The organism is Mobilisporobacter senegalensis (assembly GCF_003752155.1).
Taxonomy (GTDB): domain Bacteria; phylum Bacillota; class Clostridia; order Lachnospirales; family Lachnospiraceae; genus Mobilisporobacter; species Mobilisporobacter senegalensis.
This window is the reverse complement of record NZ_RJVG01000003.1, coordinates 374302-396409: the sequence shown is the minus strand read 5'-3', so window position 1 is coordinate 396409 and position 22108 is coordinate 374302. Positions and strand designations below refer to the sequence as shown.

Annotated in this window: 20 protein-coding genes; 15 read left to right on the top strand and 5 right to left on the bottom strand. The window is 33.3% G+C overall.

Annotated elements, in window-relative coordinates; translation table 11 throughout:
* Positions 1-145 precede the first annotated feature (145 nt).
* The 4 genes from pta to rpmF all read left to right on the top strand — a co-directional run bounded on the left by pta (position 146) and on the right by rpmF (position 3195).
* The gene (gene pta, locus EDD66_RS07210; RefSeq protein WP_123608879.1) at positions 146-1144 is read left to right on the top strand and encodes a phosphate acetyltransferase; all 999 of its coding nucleotides are present in this window, start codon (positions 146-148) and stop codon (positions 1142-1144) included.
* Positions 1145-1181: 37 nt separating this feature from the next.
* Positions 1182-2378: an acetate/propionate family kinase gene (locus tag EDD66_RS07205; RefSeq protein ID WP_123608878.1), complete on the top strand. Its 1197-nt coding sequence runs from the start codon at positions 1182-1184 to the stop codon at positions 2376-2378.
* 107 nt (positions 2379-2485) lie between these two features.
* Complete coding sequence (locus EDD66_RS07200; RefSeq protein WP_123608877.1) at positions 2486-3013, top strand: YceD family protein; 528 nt, start codon at positions 2486-2488, stop codon at positions 3011-3013.
* Between the two features lie 2 nt (positions 3014-3015).
* Positions 3016-3195: a 50S ribosomal protein L32 gene (rpmF, locus tag EDD66_RS07195; RefSeq protein ID WP_123608876.1), complete on the top strand. Its 180-nt coding sequence runs from the start codon at positions 3016-3018 to the stop codon at positions 3193-3195.
* A 75-nt stretch (positions 3196-3270) separates the two neighbouring features.
* On the opposite strand, the gene EDD66_RS07190 is transcribed toward rpmF, so the two are convergent.
* Positions 3271-4353: a ribonuclease H-like domain-containing protein gene (locus EDD66_RS07190; RefSeq protein ID WP_170164277.1), complete on the bottom strand. Its 1083-nt coding sequence runs from the start codon at positions 4351-4353 to the stop codon at positions 3271-3273.
* Between the two features lie 195 nt (positions 4354-4548).
* Between EDD66_RS07190 and EDD66_RS07185 the strand changes: the two genes are divergently transcribed.
* The 3 genes from EDD66_RS07185 to EDD66_RS07175 are packed head-to-tail and all read left to right on the top strand — an operon-like array spanning position 4549 to position 8598.
* Positions 4549-5454, top strand: a complete 906-nt coding sequence (locus EDD66_RS07185; RefSeq protein WP_170164276.1) for a putative ABC transporter permease — start codon at positions 4549-4551, stop codon at positions 5452-5454.
* Positions 5455-5472: 18 nt separating this feature from the next.
* Positions 5473-7059, top strand: coding sequence for a cardiolipin synthase (cls, locus tag EDD66_RS07180; protein ID WP_170164275.1), 1587 nt, complete (start codon positions 5473-5475; stop codon positions 7057-7059).
* Between the two features lie 48 nt (positions 7060-7107).
* Entirely contained in the window at positions 7108-8598 is a 1491-nt protein-coding gene (locus EDD66_RS07175; RefSeq protein ID WP_123608872.1) for a methyltransferase domain-containing protein, read from the top strand.
* Between the two features lie 152 nt (positions 8599-8750).
* Here EDD66_RS07175 and EDD66_RS07170 read toward each other — a convergent pair whose 3' ends face one another.
* The 4 genes from EDD66_RS07170 to EDD66_RS07155 are packed head-to-tail and all read right to left on the bottom strand — an operon-like array spanning position 8751 to position 10698.
* Positions 8751-9125 (bottom strand): LiaF transmembrane domain-containing protein, encoded by a 375-nt coding sequence (locus tag EDD66_RS07170; protein WP_123608871.1) that lies wholly within the window; start codon positions 9123-9125, stop codon positions 8751-8753.
* Between the two features lie 2 nt (positions 9126-9127).
* Complete coding sequence (locus EDD66_RS07165; protein WP_123608870.1) at positions 9128-9730, bottom strand: hypothetical protein; 603 nt, start codon at positions 9728-9730, stop codon at positions 9128-9130.
* Positions 9711-10181, bottom strand: coding sequence for a hypothetical protein (locus tag EDD66_RS07160; protein WP_123608869.1), 471 nt, complete (start codon positions 10179-10181; stop codon positions 9711-9713). Before EDD66_RS07160 ends, EDD66_RS07165 begins: the two co-directional genes overlap by 20 nt.
* Positions 10165-10698 carry an RNA polymerase sigma factor gene (locus tag EDD66_RS07155; RefSeq protein ID WP_123608868.1) on the bottom strand — a complete coding sequence of 178 codons (534 nt, stop codon included), beginning with the start codon at positions 10696-10698 and terminating at the stop codon, positions 10165-10167. Before EDD66_RS07155 ends, EDD66_RS07160 begins: the two co-directional genes overlap by 17 nt.
* A gap of 343 nt (positions 10699-11041) precedes the next feature.
* Here EDD66_RS07155 and EDD66_RS07150 point away from each other — a divergent pair, with 343 nt between their 5' ends.
* From EDD66_RS07150 to EDD66_RS07110, 8 genes are all read left to right on the top strand, one after another.
* Positions 11042-11233, top strand: coding sequence for a ferredoxin (locus EDD66_RS07150; protein ID WP_123608867.1), 192 nt, complete (start codon positions 11042-11044; stop codon positions 11231-11233).
* 29 nt (positions 11234-11262) lie between these two features.
* Entirely contained in the window at positions 11263-12507 is a 1245-nt protein-coding gene (locus EDD66_RS07145) for a [Fe-Fe] hydrogenase large subunit C-terminal domain-containing protein (protein ID WP_123608866.1), read from the top strand.
* Between the two features lie 317 nt (positions 12508-12824).
* Positions 12825-16163, top strand: a complete 3339-nt coding sequence (locus tag EDD66_RS07140; RefSeq protein WP_170164274.1) for a cellulose binding domain-containing protein — start codon at positions 12825-12827, stop codon at positions 16161-16163.
* 67 nt (positions 16164-16230) lie between these two features.
* The gene (locus tag EDD66_RS07135) at positions 16231-16860 is read left to right on the top strand and encodes a hypothetical protein (protein WP_123608864.1); all 630 of its coding nucleotides are present in this window, start codon (positions 16231-16233) and stop codon (positions 16858-16860) included.
* Positions 16861-17088: 228 nt separating this feature from the next.
* Complete coding sequence (ruvA, locus tag EDD66_RS07130; protein ID WP_123608863.1) at positions 17089-17709, top strand: Holliday junction branch migration protein RuvA; 621 nt, start codon at positions 17089-17091, stop codon at positions 17707-17709.
* 12 nt (positions 17710-17721) lie between these two features.
* Positions 17722-18717: a Holliday junction branch migration DNA helicase RuvB gene (gene ruvB, locus EDD66_RS07125; RefSeq protein WP_123608862.1), complete on the top strand. Its 996-nt coding sequence runs from the start codon at positions 17722-17724 to the stop codon at positions 18715-18717.
* A 413-nt stretch (positions 18718-19130) separates the two neighbouring features.
* Positions 19131-19550, top strand: coding sequence for a cell division protein ZapA (zapA, locus tag EDD66_RS07115; protein WP_123608860.1), 420 nt, complete (start codon positions 19131-19133; stop codon positions 19548-19550).
* Between the two features lie 55 nt (positions 19551-19605).
* On the top strand, positions 19606-22092 hold the full coding sequence (locus tag EDD66_RS07110) for a peptidase U32 family protein (protein ID WP_123608859.1): 2487 nt from the start codon (positions 19606-19608) through the stop codon (positions 22090-22092).
* Positions 22093-22108: the final 16 nt, after the last annotated feature.

Genomic DNA, 22108 nt, shown 5'->3' with positions numbered 1-22108 from the left:
TATAATTGGAACAATTTAATAAGAATTAACAATTATTGCTTTGTACTAAAATTTGTCCATGATTTCATGAAAATTGTCTTGTATACAATAAACATTTGATGTACAATGGATATAAGCGAGTTTAAATACGAAAGGAGAAATAGTCGTGGGATTTATTGACGAAATTAAAAAAAGAGCGAAACAGAATAGACAAACGATAGTATTACCAGAAACAGGTGACAAAAGAACTTTAGAAGCAGCATCTAAAATTTTAGCAGAAGAGGTAGCTAATGTTGTTCTCATTGGTAACAAGGAAGAAATTCTTAAAACTGCAGGGGATTTAGATCTATCAAAGGCAGCAATAGTAGACCCTCAGACAACAGATAAATTATCCGGATATATTGATTTATTAGTTGAAGTGAGAAAGAGCAAAGGAATGACTCCTGAGCAGGCAAAAGAATTACTTACAAAAGATTCTCTATATTTTGGTGTTGTAATGGTAAAAGCAGGAGATGCGGATGGTATGGTAGCAGGAGCTGTAAATGCTACAGCAAATGTCCTTCGTCCATCTCTTCAAATATTAAAAACTGCCCCAAACACAAAACTTGTATCTGCATTCTTTCTTATGGTTGTTCCTGACTGTGAATATGGTGCAAATGGTACTTTCATTTTTTCAGATGCAGGTTTATGCCAGAACCCTAATTCAGAAGAATTAGCAGCCATTGCCGGAAGCTCTGCTAAGAGTTTTGATTTATTGGTACAAAAAGAACCAGTAGTTGGTATGCTTTCTCATTCAACCAAGGGCAGTGCAAAACATGGGGATGTAGATAAAGTGGTAGAAGCTACTAAGATTGCGAAAGAATTATATCCTGAGATGAAAATCGATGGAGAACTTCAATTAGATGCGGCTATTGTACCAAGTGTTGGTGCTTCGAAAGCTCCTGGCAGTGATGTAGCAGGTACTGCAAACGTATTAGTTTTCCCGGATTTAGATGCCGGAAATATTGGATATAAACTAGTTCAAAGATTAGCAAAAGCAGAAGCTTATGGACCAATTACCCAAGGTATAGCCAAACCGGTAAATGATTTATCAAGAGGCTGCTCTGCAGATGATATTGTTGGTGTTATCGCAATTACAGCTGTACAAGCAGCAGCTAGTAAATAATCAAACAAATAATATATGATAAAAAGGAGTAGATAAGATGAACGTATTAGTAATTAACTGTGGTAGTTCTTCATTAAAATATCAATTAATTAATGCAGCTAGTGAGGCTGTATTAGCATCTGGGATTTGCGAAAGAATCGGAATTGAAGGCGGTAAATTAGTTCATAAACTTCCAAGCGGAGAAAAGATAACTATTGAAGAACATATGGATGACCATATGACTGCAACAAAATTAGTTTTAGATACTTTAACAAATGAAAATCATGGAGTGATTAAATCTCTTAGTGAAATTGGTGCAGTAGGTCACAGATTAGTACATGGTGGAGAAAAATTCTCAGGATCTACTCTTATTACAGATGAAGTTATCAAAGCAGTGGAAGAATGCAACGATTTAGCTCCTCTTCATAATCCGGCAAATTTAATTGGTATTGAAGCTTGTAAAAAATTAATGCCAAATGTACCTATGGTTGGTGTATTTGATACGGCATTTCATCAAACAATGCCACGTAAAGCTTTCCTTTATGGGATACCATATGAATATTATCAAAAATACAAAGTTAGAAGATATGGTTTTCATGGTACAAGCCATAGCTATGTTTCTAAGAGAGTCGTTGATGTATGCGGCTTAGATAAAAATAACTCCAAAGTAATTGTTTGTCATTTAGGAAATGGCGCTAGTATTTCAGCAGTAAAGAATGGGGAATCTATTGATACAAGTATGGGATTAACACCATTAGAAGGGCTGTTAATGGGCACCCGTTGCGGTGATATTGATCCAGCGATCATTGAATTTATTGCTCATAAAGAGAATTTATCCATAGATGAAATTATGGATATTCTAAACAAAAAATCAGGTATGCTCGGTGTATCTAATTTATCAAGTGATTCCAGAGACTTAGAAGACGCTGCTGCTGAAGGCAATGAAGACGCAAAACGTACAATCGAAGTATACAATTATCGTATTGCAAAATATATCGGATCTTATATTACTGCATTAAATGGTGTGGATGCTATTGCATTTACAGCTGGTGTAGGTGAAAATAACCCTGATTTAAGAACCGAAGTATGCTCTTATTTAGAATTTCTTGGTGTTAAGATTGATCAAGAGAAGAATAAAATCAGAGGAAAAGAAGTTATTATCTCAACAGACGATTCTAAAGTTAAAATTTGCGTAATTCCTACAAATGAAGAACTTGCAATCGCAAGAGAAACTGTAGCTATTGTAAATAAATAATTTGAATCAGGGTATAATAAGCTTAAATATTGGATTTATTGTTGACAAATTATAGTGAAATAGTTATAATACATTAAGTGTGGAATTTTAGGAGACAGGAGAAAACTATGCTCATAAGCTTATCGGAAATTATGTCAGTTCCTGACAAAAACCTTCGTATGGATGTTCCTAATGGATTAGAGGAATTTAATCTAAGGGGTGTCAGATATGAGTTTGCTTATAAAGAACCAGTAAAGATTTCAATCACTAATCTAGGTGAGAGAAGAGTCTCAATTGAGGCCAGCACTAAGTTAGCTCTTAATATTCCATGTAGCAGATGTCTTGAGAACGTTGTGACGGACTTTGATATACATATATCGAAAGAAGTTGACTTCCTTGAAACGGAAGAGGAACGTGCGAAGGAATTAGATGAATTAAATTATATTAGTGGATACAATCTGGATGTAGACGTATTGGTCTATGATGAGATTTTAATAGACTTTCCTTTGAAAGTTCTATGTAAAGAAAACTGCAAGGGCATATGTAATGTCTGCGGCACAAATCTCAACAATGGGACATGCGACTGTGAATCCACAGGAGCTGATCCTAGAATGTCAGTTATCCGTGATATCTTCAAAAACTTTAAGGAGGTGTAATCATGTCTATCTGTCCAAAGAATAAATCTTCAAAAGCAAGAAGAGATAGCCGTAGAGCAAACTGGAAAATGTCTGCTCCCAATTTAGTAAAATGCAGTAAATGCGGTGAATTAATGATGCCACACAGAGTATGTAAGGCTTGTGGTTCTTATAACAAAAAAGAAATTATTGCAGCTGAATAAAAACTAAAAAAAGACAGGTAACTGTCTTTTTTTAGTTTTTATAGCTGATGATTCTGTTCTTCATAAATATTTTAGTTATTTCATATGAATTAAAATATGTTTTGCGTATTGATTTAATTGTTCTTTATTAGCCATAAACTCATCGGTGGTTTCAACATATGTAATCTTGTCAAAATAATCAATTTTAAAATATGGAGTCAGGATTTCTTCATATTGAGGGACAAAGGAACCTGTCTTTTTGCTATAACAGTTTGCAGCTTTTGCTCTGGTTCTAAAATCTTTATCTACATAAAAGGCTACACTCTTATGAATTGCGGTATCTTCCTCTGGAAGATAATAGTAATCCTTATAATTATCATAAAAGAACTTAAGCTCATTTTTATATAATTTAATCTTAATTGTTGCATTTTCCTTATATGCAATGAAATAACAGCTATCATTTCCAAAACTGATTCTCTTAGGTAAATTACATGCTAAATGTATATTCAGAATTAATTCTTCTTCCATGAGCGAAGCACATGTAACCTCAATATCTTTCGTAAAAATATCAGAATAATTAAGAATGGCAGTCACACCTAATAATCCAATAATATCTTCTTCATTATGTAATAGAAGTAAGTGAAGTAATTCCTTATCCTCCACATTGTTTTGATATCTGGATTTCAGATAGGTGCCATATATCTGAATTAATTCTCCACCAGAATATTTATCATCTCTTTTCATATCCAAAAATTTTTCAATTGTTTTCTGCTTCAAATTTTCTAATTTCAAGAATCTTTTATAAGGTAAGATCTTTTTATAAATATCAACACTTTCAATATTTTCAAAACTAAAATCAAGATGATATTGTTTGCATTTTTTCAGAATATAAGGAATATCAAAGCCATCTCCATTAAAATGAACAAGAATTTTATATTTTTTTAAAAGTTCAAAAAAAGACTCAAGTATTTTCAATTCACTGTTTCTGTCATCAGCAAACCACTGAATACTATGCCAACCATCTTCCAGGTAATATACACAGCCTATAAGATATAAAACTGTTGTTTCTGGGGAAAATCCAGTAGTTTCGATATCAAAATACAGAATATCGGATTTTTTACATTTATTATCAAACAGATAGTTTGGAGATTGTTCTAATTTTTTTTGAAAGATCTGCACGTTTATTTACCTCTTTCTTTAAATGATTTATTGCACAAACTGCAACTAAAACTAATCTTATCATATTATTTTTAAAATAGAAAGTACTTCCATTATTTCGTCGAATATGGTATAAATTTTAAGTATAGATTATATCTTATGAATAAAATAATAACTCATCTATTTCGTATAAATGATTGGAAAAGGAGACATAATATGTGGGGCTTTAAATTCTTTGGGTATGAATTATATGATGTCTATTACAATTTTATTATTTATAGTATTTTTGGATGGATCTATGAGTCATGTTATGTATCGGTTAAAACAGGGAATTTAGTTAACCGAGGGTTTTTAAATGGGCCTATTATACCAATTTACGGGATTGGCGCTACAATTGTTATGATTGTTTTTTCTCCATTTAAAAATCAAGTCTTTTTTATATATTTGGGAGGTATGATATTAGCTACGCTCTTAGAGTATGTGACCTCTTATTTAATGGAGAAGATATTTCATGCGAAATGGTGGGATTACAGCAATTTCAAATATAATATAAATGGCCGTATATGCTTACTTTCTTCTTTGTTTTGGGGCTTTTTATCAGTATTGATGATTGAAGTATTGAAACCTTTTTCTGATACTTTAATTGAAAATATTCCTAGAAATTCTGGTGAAATTATTGCATATATTATTCTTATAATGATTACTTGTGATATGGCTGTCACATTTATTTTCACCATGCAGCTTGATGAGAAACTTACAATCTTGCATAAATTAAGGGAAGAATTTAGAGAATATATTGTAAGCACTAAAATTTATGAGGCAAAAGAAGAATTAATTGGCAGATACACAGAATCCCAAATCTCAGATATCATAGAAAAGTTCAAAAATAAAATCGAAGATAATCTCGAACGGATCGAAACTCTTGAACTAAAAGAAAAAACAGAGGAAATATATGAACGGCTTAAGTTATTTACGAATCAATATCAGAAAATCTTAGGGTATAAGAATTTAATACATCTTCGTATATTAAAGGCCTTTCCTAATTTTAAAGTAATGAATAAAGAAGGGGCATTAAAAGATTTAAAAGCCAGATTACATATTAAAATTAAAAGGAAAAAGTAAATTCTCAAGGAAATGGTAATGGAACGAATACATATAAACAATGATAGTTTGGAGATTACCATGAAGGCAGAAGTAAAAGTAAAAGCAAATATAAGTGGAATAATCCGTGTGGTAACCGTAGGGATTTTAGTATTATTACAGATTTCTTTTATTGTTGCTATCTCTTTTGTTTTAAGAAGTTTTTCCGCATTTTTCTATGGGTTTTTACAGGTTCTTAGTATTGCAATCATTATATCTTTAGTAAATGACCATAAAAGCCCATCCTATAAGATATCCTGGATCTGTATTGTACTTGCCCTACCAGTAACCGGCCATATTATGTATGGTTTATGGGGGAAGGAAGGTTCAAAAAAGAAAATAGAAGACAGAGTTTTAGCAAAGATGAAGCATGGCACATCGTTCCTGGTTCAGGATGATTTTATTATGAATGAATTTGTAAATAAATTCAAAAGTAAGGCAAGACTTTCTAAATATATGATAAATGAGGGGTTTCCACTTTTTAAAAACAATGATGTTATCTATTATTCTATGGGGAAAGAAGTTTTTGAAGATATATTTTCCAGTATGGCAGCTGCAGAGAAATTTATTTTAATAAATTTCTTTATTGTTGCGGAGGGTGATTTAAGCGATCGGATGTTTGAAATTCTTTCACAAAAGGTGGAAGAAGGTGTTGAAGTGAAGTTTCTCTATGATGATTTTGGAGCAATGATTCGTACATCAAAATCATTTTGGAGTAAATTGAAGGAGGCAGGTATTAAGACACAGGCATTTAATCCGATCCATAAATATACAAGAAAGTTATATATGAATTATCGTAATCATCAAAAAATAATCGTCATTGATGGAAATATTGGATTTACCGGTGGAATAAATCTTGCCGATGAGTATGCAAATCTTGTGACAAGATTTGGGGTATGGAAAGATAGCGCATTAAAATTAACTGGGGATGCAGTTTGGGGACTGACTGTAACATTTCTTCAAATGTGGGAAGTTGCATCTTCTAAGGGCTATATTAATTACGATAAATATCGCCCAACATTGGATTTTCCACAAAATGATGCCTACTGTCATGTGATTTCTGATGGACCGGCTAATAATCCAAGAAACCCAATTGAGAATATATATAAGCAAATGATTCAATATGCAGATAAATTTTTATATATTACGACACCATATCTTGTGTTAGAAGATGACATGAAACAAGCATTAATAACAGCAGTAAAAAGTGGAATTGATGTTAGGATCATTACTCCTTTTATTCCTGATAAAAAACAGGTAAAAATATTAACCAATTATAATTATGGAGAATTATTAAAAAATGGAGTAAGGATTTATGAATATTTAGAGGGATTTATACACTCAAAATCCATTATTAATGAAGACTGTGCAATTGTTGGTACTATTAATATGGATTATAGAAGTTTTTACCTTCATTATGAGTGCGGTATCTGGGTAAGTAATTCTAAAGTGAATGAAGTCATAAAAGAAGATTTTCTTAATACATTTAATGTTTCCAAAGAAATTACTTATGACCAGTGGAAGCAAAGACCTTTATGGCTAAAATTATATCAGCCAGTTTTGAATCTATTTTCAACATTGATGTAAATGGTCATAGCAGTATGAAAGGAGAGGGCGAGTTTCGCCCGCTACAATATGATAAGAGAGTTATATGAAAATATTATTAATAATAATGAAGTCCGGAAGAATTTAATTGAATTAAAGAAAGAGATAAAAGACGAGAACAATCGAAGAGCTTTGGCATATATGCTTGGAAAGGATTATTCTGTATTCTATGGATTATTAACTTCAGAAGATCCCAAAGTAAGAAAAAATACTGTTCTGATTATGGGAGAGCTAGGTGATAATGAATTCTTACAACCGCTTTTTAAAGCTTATCAGGAAGAAGTTCAAATGTTTGTAAAAAGTGCTTATCTGGCAGCAATCAGTTTCCTTAATTATCTTGAGTTAGTGCCAGAACTAAAATCATTGTTAGAGAATTTGACCCATGAGGAATATGAAGAATCCAACAAAAAACATATTGAGGAACAAATTCGTGTGTTGAATAATATGCTGCTTATGGTTGAACCGCCAAAAACACATAAATTTACTGGATATCATATTTTATCGGACCTTATATTAATTACAAACCGTAATCATAAAGATGTTACCCGCAAGCAGATAAAGAATGGAAAACATAAAGAAATGAATGCTGGGGTATACGTTAAAACAGATGATCTGAATGAAATATTATCTATTCGTACCTATTCAGAAATCCTTTTTATGCTGCCAGGAGTAAATGCCATTGCTGCAAATCCCTCTGCCATAAGTGAAGCTTTGTTAAAAGCAAATCTGCTGGATTTTATCTTATTAAGACATAAAGGTGAGGCGCCATTTTATTTTAGAATTGAAATTAAAAGTAAGATTGAATTAGATAAGAAAAGTATTCTAGCAAAAAGAATTGCAGCGGAAATAGAAAGAGGAACGGATAGAAAACTAATCAATTCTACTTCTAATTACGAATTTGAAATTCGTTTGATTGAAAACAAAGATGGATTATATAATACATTAATCAAGCTGAATACCCTTAAAGATAAACGGTTTGAATACAGGAAGAATACCATTGCAGCAAGTATTCATCCAGTAAATGCAGCATTAGTGGCAAACCTTGCAAAAGATTATCTCATGGAAGATGGACAGATATTAGATCCGTTCTGCGGTGTTGGGACTATGTTGATAGAACGTAATAAATTAGTGAGGGCAAACCCTATTTATGGACTTGACATTTATGGAGATGCAATTGAAAAAGCCAGAGAGAATGCTAAATCAGATCATACAGTGATCAATTACATTAATCGTGACTTTTTCGATTTCAGGCATGAATATGAATTTGATGAGATCATTACCAATCTGTCCATGAAAGGTTCCAGAAAGTATGAAAAGGATCTGGAGAGCCTGTATATAAAGTTCTTTCAACAGGCTGGTACTGTATTAAAGGAAGATGGTAAGATTATTCTTTATTCCAATGAACCCACATACGTTAGAAATTATTTAAGAAATAATCCCAATTATAAATTAATGAAAGAATTCGAGATCAATAAAAAAGAAGGAACGTATTTGTTTATTATAAATTATAGAACATTTTAATATATGATTTTTATTATAGAAACTTAACGGCCTTGTTCCAGTCCTAAATAAATAGAGTAGTGATTATCCTCTTTGGAACTCTTAAAAGTTCCAAAGAGGATAATCACTACTCTTTATTTCTAAATCAAACATAATAAGGTGTATGTTTGATTTTAATAAAAATATCTATAAGAATAATTTACAAGAAATTCAGCGCATGCCATGCAGATAGAGAACATGGAAAGGAGTATTATTAAAAAGATTGCTCCCTTGTCATATACAAATCGATCTTTCTTGCTTGTCATATAGGATATAAGTATTTCAAAGCCTAAGAGTATAAATATCACCGGCCAAAGCTTTAGGATGAATTCGTAAGTTAAAAGATTAGTAAAAGTTTTCGTAATAAATAAAATACCAAAAAAGATGAGAGAAGCACCTAATGTTATGGTACCAACTTTATGGCTTCTTATGATTTCTGTTTTTTCTCTATTACTGTTTAAATTAGTATCTATTGGATGGTCTAATACTTGCTCCATATTATTATCCATTTTTATATTTCCTCCGCATTGTCTTTAATTTCAATTTCCTGAATCACTACATCATGAACAGTATCGTCCTGTGGCTGAAAATCTTTTTCGCTTTTTAATTCTTCTTTCTTACCTGAGATAAGTTTAATTCCAACATAAATAATGAAAAGGCTTACAATAAGCTGTGGAACTCTATCTGAAATACGATACAATACATTTACCATATAGCCGGGAAGGAATGCGGAAATTACATTAAGCATATTGTTCCAAAGAATAGAGAGACCAACAAATATAAGTAATAATGCAATATATAATTTATATTTTGAAAATAAATTTGGATTAATACTTGGCAGTTTATCTATTTGGAATAAATATTTGTCTTCCAGTTTTTCCAACTGTTCCTGGGTGAGTGACATTTTGTTCATAGCATCAAAAAAGGAATAGAACCAAATTACAGGAAGGACAAACATAATGGGGCTGATATTAAGCCAGCTTCCTAGAAATATTATTAAAGCACAGGCAGATAGAAGAGATAGTCCTTCTTTCATAAATCCCATATACATTTGACCGCCGCCAGGCAACATTGAAAATATAAATGTTAAAAAACTACTTTTTTTCTTGATCATAATTATTTTCCTCCATGATTAATTTGTTTGAGAATTCATATAATTTGTTATTAAAGTCATCAATTGTATTCATCTTGACTATTGGAATTTCCTTTGCATAGCTATTCGTGTTTTTACTTAATAATCCGGAATAAAGGAAAAGCAGAGCGCCACACATTGCGAATCCAATTTTTAAACTATAAAAGAATAACTGGTGATTGATAGATGTTCTTTGTTTTTGGACTATTTGAACAATTTCGTTACTGTGGTGGATGTGATCCATAATGGATGATTTTAGATAATGTGGTGCACAAATCATATCTGTTTGTGAAAAACTATTACTATAAAGTGAGGAACACTCTTCACAAGAAGATATATGGCTTAAGACACTTAGATATGTATCATTATCTAAAGTATTTTTATTAAAAGCATCTAGTAACTCATTGGTTAAATGTTCAGATTTCTGATTCATTCTGTGGATACTCCTTTCTCCATAACTTACGCAACATTTCCTTGGCACGGTAAACCTGGGTCTGCAAGGTTTTAATGTTTTTTCCTGTGTTCTTAGCAATTTCTTTTATCTCCAGATCTTTGCAAAAATAGGCAATGGCGACTTCATCATAAGGCGGTTTTAGACTTTGGCAGAGAGTATATAGTTTATTCTTGACTTCATCCTCAAGAATCCCCTCCAGGGGCGACTGTGCTTTACTTTCTACCTGTCTGAAATATTCTTCATTGGTTGGCACTTGCCGCCTGCCTGCACTTTTTACATGATCCAGACATTTGTTGGTTGCAATTTTACATATCCATGCTTTTTCATTCTTTCCATCAAAATTTTCGAGATGTTTATAAACCGAAAGAAACGTTTCCTGGGATAAATCTTCGGCCTCAAAATATTCTCCTGTTATCTTAAAGCATATGGAAAAAACCAAATTTCCATAGTTGTCAATTAAATTTTCTAGGTACCTTTCGCGATTGATTTTTCCCATCCCCTTTCTATCGCCTCTTTATATATAACGAGGCAGATTTTATATCTACTTCAGATATTTGAAAATTTTTTAAAAGTTTAATTTATTTTTATTATACTTCATTGTATTAGTATGTATATTACTTTTTATACATATGTTAGTAAATAGTGCAAATAATGTATTAACATGATATAATAAAGGAAATGAGCCAAGCACGAAGCATTTGGCGAATGTAACAAGATCATGAACTTGTCCATGATCTACTTTCCAATATGGCAGATTAAGCTCTTAATCTGTATAAATATGACATGTTGGTATAATAATAAATAGTGTATGAAATTTTAAAAATGAAAGGAGTGAGACAATGAAAGCATATTTAGATCGTGATGGTTGTATCAGTTGTGGACTATGTCCAGAAACATGTCCAGAAGTATTTCGTATGGCAGATGATGGAATTGCAGAAGTATATGTAGAAGAAGTTCCTGAAAGTGTTAAAGATTCAGCAATTGAAGCACAAGAAGGTTGCCCTGTATCTGTTATTAAAGTTGAAGAATAGTTCTTATTTTACAAGTTGGGGGTGTAACTATGACAACCTTTGAAGAATTGTATCACAAATTACTAAAAGCGACACTTGATGGCGATAATTTAGAGGAGTTTGAGAAAAACGGATTAGAATATGATCCACATCAGCTTGACTGCTTACTTCATCCTGAGAAACATCCTGTGATATGGAAATTTGATAAATGTGACTGCCCATCAGGTGAAAAACACGATTGTTCTGTAAAATGTGAATTTGATGCGATTGAAGTAGGAGAAGAAGGCATTAAGATTGGTGATAATTGTATCGGCTGTTCCCAGTGTATTGATGATTGTCGTGGTAATAAGCTGGTTGCAAGTAAAGATATAATTCCTGCCCTTAGAGCAGTACGAGCCCATAAAGGTCTGTCATATGCTATCATTGCCCCAGCTTTTTTAGGACAATTTAGCAGTGATGTAACACCTGGGAAGCTGCGTAATGCAATGAAAGCAATTGGATTTGATGGCATGGTGGAAGTGGCTTTATTTGCGGATATTTTAACTTTAAAAGAAGCTCTGGAATTTGATAAGAATATCTTGAAAGAATCTGATTATCAACTGACCAGTTGCTGCTGTCCTATGTGGATCGCTATGATTCGTAAAATTTATAATGATTTGATGCCACATATACCAGCAGCTGTTTCACCAATGATTGCTTGTGGCAGAGCCATCAAAGTCTTACATCCGGATGCTTTGGTCGTATTTGTTGGACCTTGTATGGCCAAAAAAGCAGAAGCAAGAGAAAAGGACCTGATCGGCGATGTAGATTATGTACTTACATTTCAAGAGATTCAGGATATCTTTGAAGCCTTGGAAATTGAACCGGCCAAAATGGAAGAAAGTGAGAAAGATCATTCGTCCAGAGCAGGCAGAATATATGCCCGTACAGGTGGAGTCAGCGAAGCTGTAAGAGCCACTGTAGGACGGTTAAACCCGCAGCGTGATATAACGGTTCACACACAGCAGGCAGATGGAGTACCTGATTGCAAAGCAATGTTAAATGATTTGATTGACGGCAATTCCAAGGCGAATTTTTTTGAAGGAATGGGTTGCCGTGGTGGATGTGTCGGTGGACCTAAGAGAATCATTTCGGTAGAAGAAGGAAGAGACCATGTAAATGCTTATGGAGATGAAGCAACTTATCCTACACCAATTGATAATCCATATGTCATAGAATTATTACACAGGCTTGGATTTGATACTGTAGAAAGTCTGTTGGAAAGAAGCGATATTTTTACAAGAGATTTTAGTTAATGTAATTGAGATGCGCTTTAGCCATATCTTATTAAGTTTTAATGGTAAAGTAATTTAAATTAAATATTTAAACTTTAAGTACCTTAGAATGGATAATCCTATTTATCTAGATAAGGTACTTTTATTAGTGTGAACATTCTATAAAACTGTGCTGGATGATGGCACAGGAAAGTGGAAACAAACAACAAATAATAGAAAAATATGACAATATGTATTGACATAATATTACAACTTTATTATACTTTAGCCAAGAGCATAATCCGGGGTAAACTTAACTAATCTTATTCTTATTAAGAATGAAAAGGAGAAAAAGTGCAATGAAAGTAAATAAACGTATATTAAAAGGAATTACGTCAATGCTGATGGTACTATCTATTATAATATCGCCTTTGACTAAAGTCCAAGTGAAAGCAATGAGTACAGAAATAAAAAGATCAAATGTAACTAATGAATCATCTATGGGTAATTTTACAACAGACATAGAGACTGTAACGAATTCGGCAATAAGTATTACTAACAGCAAGTTTATTGGTGATGGATTTGAGGTTGAGTTTAACGTTGATAACAAATGGGAAGGTGCATTCAACGGAAACATTACAATTAAAAATACGGGGTCAGTAGTTATTGAAAACTGGGCATTGAAATTTGATATGAATAATGAAATATCAAATATTTGGAATGGAACTATCCTAAGTCATGAAGAGGGGACCTATGTAATAAAAAATGCTGGTTGGAATCAGGATATTCCGGTAGGCGGATCAGTAAACTTTGGATTTTCAGCATCTGGTAATGAGGTGGATTATCCCAAAAGCTATGTTATTCCGCTAGTCAATAGAAATAAGGATAGTAATGGTTATGAGGTGGTTTTTACTTTATATAGTGATTGGGGATCAGGCTTTTCAGGTGCTATAACAATAACGAATACTAGTGAAATGGCAATTGAAGATTGGGTTTTAGAATTTGACTTTGATAAAGAGATAAACAATATCTGGAATGGTGTTATTCAAAATAAAACTGGTGGTCATTATGTAATTAAGAATGCGACATATAATCAAAATATTGAACCTGGACGAGCAATCACAATTGGTTTTAATGGTGTAGATGGAAATGTATTAAATAAACCATGTAATTACAAATTAAGTGAAATAATTATTGATAATAATAACGAAAGTAAATACATAACAGTTAGTACAGAAGATTCAGTAATTGGTAAAGCATATTTTCAAGAACTTAGGCCGGAGGATATCTGTATAGAAACAGATGGAATACAATATGCAAAAAATCAGCTAAACTTGGTAGGTACAGAAAATTCCCAATTTGCTCAATTTGAGGCACTTGGTAATGAATATGGATTTGAAATAATTGGATGTATTGAATTTACCAGAGATTACCAGATAAAATTTATAGAAGATAAAACATACCAACAAATGAATGAATATATAGCAGTGTTATCTCAATTTGATTTTATAGAAGAGACTAATCTTAACCTAGTAATGGGGATAGAGGAAGACTTTTACCCAACTACTGATACAGAATGGCCTGCAACTGGAACAGGTAATGTATGGAGTACAACACCAGGTGGTTCTAACTGGGGTGTAGAAGCCATCAATGCACCAGAAGCATGGAATTATATTAGTGATATGTACCCTGTTAAAATTGGGCTAATTGATAATATGTTTGATAGTAAACACCAGGATTTAAACTATACAAAGATATGGAATAACCCTAAGGATAGTTATATTAATAAGAATGGAGATTCTCATGGAACCCATGTTTCTGGTACTATGGCAGCAGGCTTTGATAATGGTGTTGGAATTACAGGCATAGCAGTGAACAAAGAATTGTATGCATATTCAACGTCAGGTACAGATACAGATAAAACTTCTAAAAAAATAGATACTACGGTTATGGAATACAAATATGCATTTGCATTGCTTATTGGAAATGGAACAAGAGTTATCAATGTATCCCAGAATACTGGACGTTTGGAGTGTTTTGCAGCTTCTATGAACAATGCAGCTGCTATTAAATATGTTCAATCCAATGGAAAAATTTTAGGGGCATTTTTAAGAAGACTTGTAACCCGAGGTTTTGATTTTGTGGTAGTGGCAGCAGCTGGCAATGTTAATAATATATCTTACGTTGCAGATGCAAATGAAACCTATGGATATAGATTACCAAAGAGCGGTGAAACAGGCATCCAAGGTGGAGCGCTAGCTGAATATAATAGTTTCCTAAATAACATAACGGAAGTTAAAAATCGTATTATTGTTGTTGGAGCTTACGGGTTGGGGGCTACTTCTCTTGCTGGTTATAGTAACATAGGAACACGAGTAGATATTGCAGCACCTGGTAATAATATTTATAGTACAGTTATAGGAAGTTCTTATGATCAAACAAGTTGGAATGGAACTTCTATGGCTGCGCCTCATGTAGCAGGTACTGCGGTTTTGGTATATTCAGTAAATCCTGCATTAACTGGATTTCAGGTTAAAAATATTATATTAAGCACTGCAAATTCTGTTGGATTAACAGAGAACTCAGGAACCTATAAATATGATACAGTAAATGCAGGTGAAGCAGTAAAAAAAGCAATTGCAACAAAGGGATATAATTCTGGAGGTACTGATCCAACAGGGATCATACTTGGTATAGCACAAAAAGATGTGTCAAATGATCCAATTGAAGATGTGATGGTTTCTGCATATAGATATTCAACATCAGATGGTATTATTAAAAACTATGCTAATGTTACTAATACAAATACAAATGGTGAGTTTGACTTAGAATTGGATCCTGGTACATATCATATTGAATTTTATAAGAGCGGATATCTTCCACTTGTAGTATATGATGTTGAAGTAGTTGCAAATGAAGTTATTTATCTGGAAAAAGTGTTAGTAAAAGAAAATTTTTTAAATTCTATTTTAGATAATCAAGCTTATGGTGTGGTAAAAGATGCCATTACTGGTGAAGCCTTAAAAGATGTAACAATCAAATTTAGAGAGGGATGGAATAAAAAATATGGTAATTATTTTGGTGATACAGTAACCACAAATGCTTCCGGGAAATATGTGGTAACTCTAGATAGAGGATATTACACTGCTGAATTATCCAAAGATGGGTACATTACGGGATATGTTAATATCGTAACTACCTTACCTGGACAGAATCGGAACCAGGATGCAGTGTTATCTCCTGTATTGGCAGATAATGAATATAGAATTGTCTTAACTTGGGGAAGTATACCAGCTGATTTGGACTCCCATATTAATGGCATAACAGATGACTATAGTTTTCATGTATATTATGGTAATAGTTCATTTTCAAATGAAGGGAAAGTAATTGCCGAGCTTGATGTGGATGATACAACCTCCTATGGACCGGAAACAATTACAATAACAGTTAGAGTTGATAAAAATGGGCTATATAGGTATTCTGTTCATGACTATAGTAACAGAAACAGTAGAACTTCAACTGATTTGTCTGTATCAGGAGCAAGTGTAAAGGTATATAAGGGTAACTCTTTGGCTGCTACTTATTATGTTCCGACAAATCAGGTAGGAAACTTATGGAGGGTGTTTGAAATTAATAATGGAAGCATTAAAAGAATAGGTACATTATCAAATGAGACATCGCCAAGTAATATTCGTTAATGATTAATTAATATATAATATTTACAAATGAAAGATTACTTGAACATAAAGCTCTAAAGGAGGATAAATGAAAAGAATAATATTATACTTAACTATTCTTTTAACGATGACTGTAGTATGTGGATGCTCCAAATCGGAAATTAACCTAGATGAGGTAGATATGGATACTAAATGTGAAGTTATGATTAGAAAAAATTCTAATGAAAATTATATGATTATCGAGGATGAAGTTATCCATAATAATCTTTTACATTTATTGAGGGAGACTATTTCCAAAGAGAAAATAATAATTTCTAAAAATGGTAGGATACCTTTTTGTGATGATTGGCAGATAAAAATTAGCGGTATGGAGAGTGAAGATTTTATTATAAGTTTTTCTACTTACTATAAGGACGAATACAGTGATGGGGGAAAAAGTGTTATGATTATTGAGAAAAATAAAAAAATTGAATATTATTATATTGTCAATAATTTATATAATTTTATGCCCTTAGCACGAACAAATAACAGAATATTTGTAGCAAAAGTGACGCAAAGGAAACCTTTACAGGTAGTCTCTGATTATTTCGAAACTTTAGAACTGCAATATGATAGTTTAGATGACAATATTATGGAAGGATCCTTAGTCGAAGTAACATTGGGCAAAATAACAGAAACGAGTACGGGACTAAATGCAGAGTCAGTCGTTAAAAAGTAAATCTGAGGGGGATTATAGTATCATAATAAACAAATCCCACAATTTAATAAAACCTCCAAACAGATGTAAAACAGTTTGGAGGTTTTATTTTGGGAGGGAGGCTGTCTTACGTAGCTTGGCACTTACATTTTTCATTCAATCCCATAAACATCTGTTCGAAAGGTCTTGAATAATCTTCGGATATATATTATAATTTTACCAAGTAAAGACAGAAAGGTAAGGTATCATATGATTTCGTACATAAAGGGAGAATTAACAGATATCGTAGAAGATATCATTGTGGTAGAGAATAATAATATCGGTTATGAGATCAGAGTGCCCTTATCTGTGATGAATGAACTTCCTGGCACAGGTAAGGATGTTAAGGTATATACTTACCTGTATGTAAGAGAAGATATTATGTGTTTATACGGTTTCTTAAGCAGGGATGACCTTAATATATTTAAATTATTAATAACAGTGAATGGAATTGGGCCTAAGGGAGCTTTAGGAATATTATCGACCATTACTCCGGATGATCTGAGATTTGCCATCCTTTCAGATGATGTGAAATCCATATCCAAAGCACCGGGAATCGGTTCCAAAACTGCAGGTAAATTAATTCTTGAGTTAAAAGATAAACTGAAACTGGAAGATGCATTTGAACAGAAGCTTCTCAATCACGAGGAAGGGAAGATCCTTAATGCACAGATGTCGGATGCTAAAAATGATGCAATCCAAGCTCTTGTTGCCCTTGGATATTCTGGTACAGATGCCCTTAAAGCGGTTCGCAACATTGACATTACTGAAGATATGAGTACAGAAGATATATTAAAACTTAGCTTAAAGAAGATAACCCTTAACATATAAGGAGCATGACCAATGGAGAAACGTGTTATAACAACGGAATTAATAGAAGAAGATTATAAGATTGAGAACAGTCTTCGGCCAAAGTTATTAAAAGATTATATTGGACAAACGAAAGCAAAAAGCAATCTTAAAATATATATTGAAGCAGCAAAGCAGAGAAAAGAGTCTTTGGATCATGTTCTTTTCTATGGTCCCCCAGGACTTGGTAAAACTACGCTGGCCGGTATCATTGCCAATGAGATGGATGTGAATATGAAGATCACTTCCGGACCTGCCATTGAGAAACCAGGTGAGATGGCAGCAATTCTTAATAATTTACAAGAGGGAGACCTCTTATTTGTTGATGAAATCCATCGATTAAATCGTCAGGTAGAAGAAGTTCTATACCCGGCAATGGAGGATTTTGCAATTGACATTGTAATAGGGAAAGGTGCATCGGCAAGATCTATTCGTCTTGATTTACCTAAATTCACTTTAGTAGGGGCAACTACAAGAGCCGGTATGCTTACTGCTCCATTAAGGGATCGGTTTGGCGTGGTAAATCGTCTTGAGTTTTATACAACAGAAGAACTAAAAGAGATTATTATAAGATCTGCAGGTCTTTTTAAAGTATATATAGATGAACAGGGAGCCGGTGAGATTGCCAGACGTTCCAGAGGGACACCAAGACTTGCCAATAGACTGCTTAAGCGTGTCAGGGATTTTGCACAGGTAAAATATGATGGAAAGATTACTGAAGAGGTGGCAAAATTTGCTTTGGACCTTTTAGAAGTAGACAAGCTTGGACTTGATAATATTGATAGGGATATTCTTGTTACAATGATCGAAAAATTCTCCGGAGGGCCAGTAGGCCTTGATACAATTGCCGCTGCTATTGGAGAAGATTCAGGAACTATTGAGGATGTTTATGAACCATATCTAATTCAGAATGGACTTATAATGAGAACTCCAAGAGGCCGGGTTGTAACAGATATTACCTATAAACATTTTGGACTGATTCAGCCATAAGCGGGGTTTCGCTTCGCTACATCCTGTATGGCTAAAGTTGAGTTACAGTTCAGCCATAAGCTCGATTTCGCTTTGCTACATCTCGCATGGCTGAAGTTGCCTGCAAATATTTTGTTACAGTTCAGCCATAAGCTCGATTTCGCTTCGCTACATCTCGCATGGCTGAAGTTGCCTGCAAATATTTTGTTACAGTTCAGCCATAAGCTCGATTTCGCTTCGCTACATCTCGCTTTGGCAGAGCGCCATATAGATAGTCTCTTACAAGCTGCACTTAGTGTGCAAGCACCCACGTGCATTTTGTAAGAAACTATCTGCATGGCTGAACTGTAACAAAAATAACTGTTGTTTTTATTTGATTATCAGTTATAATATGAATAGAGATGGGATTATTTTTAGACACAAGGGGTGATTTTATGAATACTATGACTGATATTGAGGTAATAATTAATAATAAGAGATTTACCTTATGTGGATATGAAAGCCCAGAATATCTGCAACGGGTTGCGTCATATATCAATGGGAAATACCTTGAATTTAAAACAAAAGAAAGTTATTCCAGGTTGGATGACAATTTGAAAAATGTATTACTTGAGATAAATATTGCAGATGATTATTTTAAAGCTTTAAAGAAGTTAAAAGAGAAAGAAGAAGAGAGTGATCGAAAAAGTACGGAATTATTCAATATGAAGCATGAGGTAATTTCATCACAAACAAAACTTGATTCTATAACCCAGGAACTTCTTGAACTTAAGAAAGAATATAATGAAGCTCAAAAAAGGATTGTTAAATTAGAAACTGAGCTTGAAGAAAGCAAAAAACATCAACAATTTTAGAGAATCGATGGCTGTCAGAATACATATGACAGCCATTTTATAATAGGTGAAATATATGAAGAAAATAGAAATATTAGCTCCGGCAGGATCTTTCGAAAGCCTTATAGCAGCAGTGAATGCCAATGCAGATGCTGTATATATTGGAGGAAGTAAGTTTGGAGCAAGGGCATATGCCAATAATTTAATAGAAGAAGATATGCGAAAGGCAATTGACTATGCCCATTTACATGGAAAGAATATATATCTGACCATTAATACGTTACTTAAGGATTCGGAAGTTGAGAATGAATTATATGAGTATCTGGTAAAGTACTATAAGCATGGGATTGATGCAGTTATTGTTCAGGATGTGGGAGTACTTAAATTTATACATGAACATTTTAAGGATCTGCCAATCCATGTGAGCACTCAGATGACCCTTACAATGGCCGGTGGTCTAAAAATACTGGAAGAGATGGGAGTAACAAGGCTGGTGACCTCAAGGGAATTAAACCTTGCTGAAATAAAAATATTCAGGGAGAATACGAATCTTGAGATTGAATCCTTTGTTCATGGTGCATTATGTTACTGTTATTCCGGGCAATGTTTAATGAGCAGTATGCTGGGTGGACGAAGCGGCAATCGTGGAAGATGTGCACAACCTTGCAGAATGCCATATGAATTAAAAGAAGATGGAAGAGCGATATCTAATCTGAACCATAAATACCTGCTCAGCCCTAAGGATATCTGTACCTTATCCATGGTTCCAGATTTAATAGAAGCGGGAATTGATTCTTTTAAAATAGAAGGCAGGATGAAAAGACCGGAATATACTGCCGTTGTTGTCAGCAAGTACCGTAAATATGTTGATCTTTATACGGACTTGGGTAAAGACCAATATAACAGGTATATAGAAAAAAACAAAAAGGAATATGAGGATGATATCGTAGAATTAATGGACATTTATAATCGGGGCAGTTTTACCAATGGTTATTATGATACACATAACAGTAAAAATATGATTTCTTTGGACCGCCCGAATCATAATGGCATTCTTATTGGATCTGTAATAGGAGTAAAAGGAAATACGGCGCAGATTAAGTTAAGTCATAACCTTAACCCCCAGGATCTTTTAGAAATACGGGAGAAAAATGAAGGGATTTATGAATTTACTGTAAAAAACGGAGGGGAAAGGGGTGCTGTAATTCAAGCAAACTTTTTGCCTAAATCACCGGTGAAAAAAGGCCAGTCTGTATACAGAACAAAAAATCAAAGATTATTGGATGAGATCAAAGGTCTATATATCGACAATGGAATTAAAGAGAAAATACAGGGGAGATTTATTGGGAAAACAGGGGAACCAATGGTTTTTGAGGTATCGCTTTCTGGAATTTCTGTGAAAGAATATGGAAATGTGGTAGAACCGGCTTTAAACCAGCCAATGTCAAAAGATAAGATACGTACACAATTAGAAAAAACCAATGCAACAGAGTTTGTATTTGAAGCGTTGGAAATAATTATAGATGATAATATCTTTATTCCGGTGGCATTTTTAAATGAAATTCGCAGAGCTGCTCTTATTAAGTTAGAAGTCAAGATTGTCGAACAATATAGAAGAGAAGTTATAAATAGTAATATTTCCATTTCTGATGATGGTAAAATCAATAAAAATAACCATAGAGAAGATGATCCTATTGAATCTTCTCAGGAAAAAACCAGTGAGGATAGAGAAAGAGACTCTATTGGATTAAGTGTAAATTTAATAGATACAAGATTATTGGATACGGTACTTTCCATTGAAGAAGTGGATAACGTTTATATTGATATGGCGGAGCTGCCATTTGAAACAATAAATGAAACGGCTCTAAAGGTAGTAAATAATAAGAAAAACTTTTATCTTGTGCTGCCGTCTGTTTTTCGCAGGGAGACTTGTGAAGTTTTTCTTAAAAAGAAAGAATTTATTCTGGAAGCATTAGATAATATTAAAGGCTTTCTCATTAAGAATTTTGAAGAGTATGATTATCTTGTGAATGATCTTAAGGTTACTCCATCAAAGATTATATTGGATTATAATGTTTATACTATGAATAAAGAAAGTAAAAAGTTCTATGAAAATCGCGGCATTACACATTATACAGCTTCTGTAGAATTAAATTATGGTGAGTTAAGAGAACTGGGATGCAGGGATTCTGATATTATCGTATATGGACATCTGCCTTTGATGGTCTCTGCCCAATGCTTAATGAAAACCACGAAAGGCTGTACTAAAAACAGCGTATTTGCCAATCTGACAGATCGATATAATAAAAATTTTTATGTTAAGAATTATTGTAATTATTGTTATAATGTAATATATAATAGTCAACCAATTTCTTTGTTGGATAATTTCCATGAAGTGAGTGAGTTGAAACCAAGAAACATCCGGTTAAACTTTACGATAGAAGAAAAGAAGGATACTGCAAATATTATCCGTGGATTTGTGGATGTATATAAGAATCATAAAAAAGCCTCATTGACATTAAAAGAATTTACAAGAGGACATTTTAAACGTGGTATCGAATAAAGATAAGAAGCAGGTG

Coding starts and splice junctions, on each gene's coding strand:
- EDD66_RS07205 (WP_123608878.1), top strand. CDS start 1,182: ATGAACGTATTAGTAATTAACTGTGGTAGTTCTTCATTAAAATATCAA.
- EDD66_RS07200 (WP_123608877.1), top strand. CDS start 2,486: ATGCTCATAAGCTTATCGGAAATTATGTCAGTTCCTGACAAAAACCTT.
- rpmF (WP_123608876.1), top strand. CDS start 3,016: ATGTCTATCTGTCCAAAGAATAAATCTTCAAAAGCAAGAAGAGATAGC.
- EDD66_RS07185 (WP_170164276.1), top strand. CDS start 4,549: ATGTGGGGCTTTAAATTCTTTGGGTATGAATTATATGATGTCTATTAC.
- cls (WP_170164275.1), top strand. CDS start 5,473: ATGGAACGAATACATATAAACAATGATAGTTTGGAGATTACCATGAAG.
- EDD66_RS07175 (WP_123608872.1), top strand. CDS start 7,108: ATGATAAGAGAGTTATATGAAAATATTATTAATAATAATGAAGTCCGG.
- EDD66_RS07170 (WP_123608871.1), bottom strand. CDS start 9,125: ATGGATAATAATATGGAGCAAGTATTAGACCATCCAATAGATACTAAT.
- EDD66_RS07165 (WP_123608870.1), bottom strand. CDS start 9,730: ATGATCAAGAAAAAAAGTAGTTTTTTAACATTTATATTTTCAATGTTG.
- EDD66_RS07160 (WP_123608869.1), bottom strand. CDS start 10,181: ATGAATCAGAAATCTGAACATTTAACCAATGAGTTACTAGATGCTTTT.
- EDD66_RS07155 (WP_123608868.1), bottom strand. CDS start 10,698: ATGGGAAAAATCAATCGCGAAAGGTACCTAGAAAATTTAATTGACAAC.
- EDD66_RS07150 (WP_123608867.1), top strand. CDS start 11,042: ATGAAAGCATATTTAGATCGTGATGGTTGTATCAGTTGTGGACTATGT.
- EDD66_RS07145 (WP_123608866.1), top strand. CDS start 11,263: ATGACAACCTTTGAAGAATTGTATCACAAATTACTAAAAGCGACACTT.
- EDD66_RS07140 (WP_170164274.1), top strand. CDS start 12,825: ATGAAAGTAAATAAACGTATATTAAAAGGAATTACGTCAATGCTGATG.
- EDD66_RS07135 (WP_123608864.1), top strand. CDS start 16,231: ATGAAAAGAATAATATTATACTTAACTATTCTTTTAACGATGACTGTA.
- ruvA (WP_123608863.1), top strand. CDS start 17,089: ATGATTTCGTACATAAAGGGAGAATTAACAGATATCGTAGAAGATATC.
- ruvB (WP_123608862.1), top strand. CDS start 17,722: ATGGAGAAACGTGTTATAACAACGGAATTAATAGAAGAAGATTATAAG.
- zapA (WP_123608860.1), top strand. CDS start 19,131: ATGAATACTATGACTGATATTGAGGTAATAATTAATAATAAGAGATTT.
- EDD66_RS07110 (WP_123608859.1), top strand. CDS start 19,606: ATGAAGAAAATAGAAATATTAGCTCCGGCAGGATCTTTCGAAAGCCTT.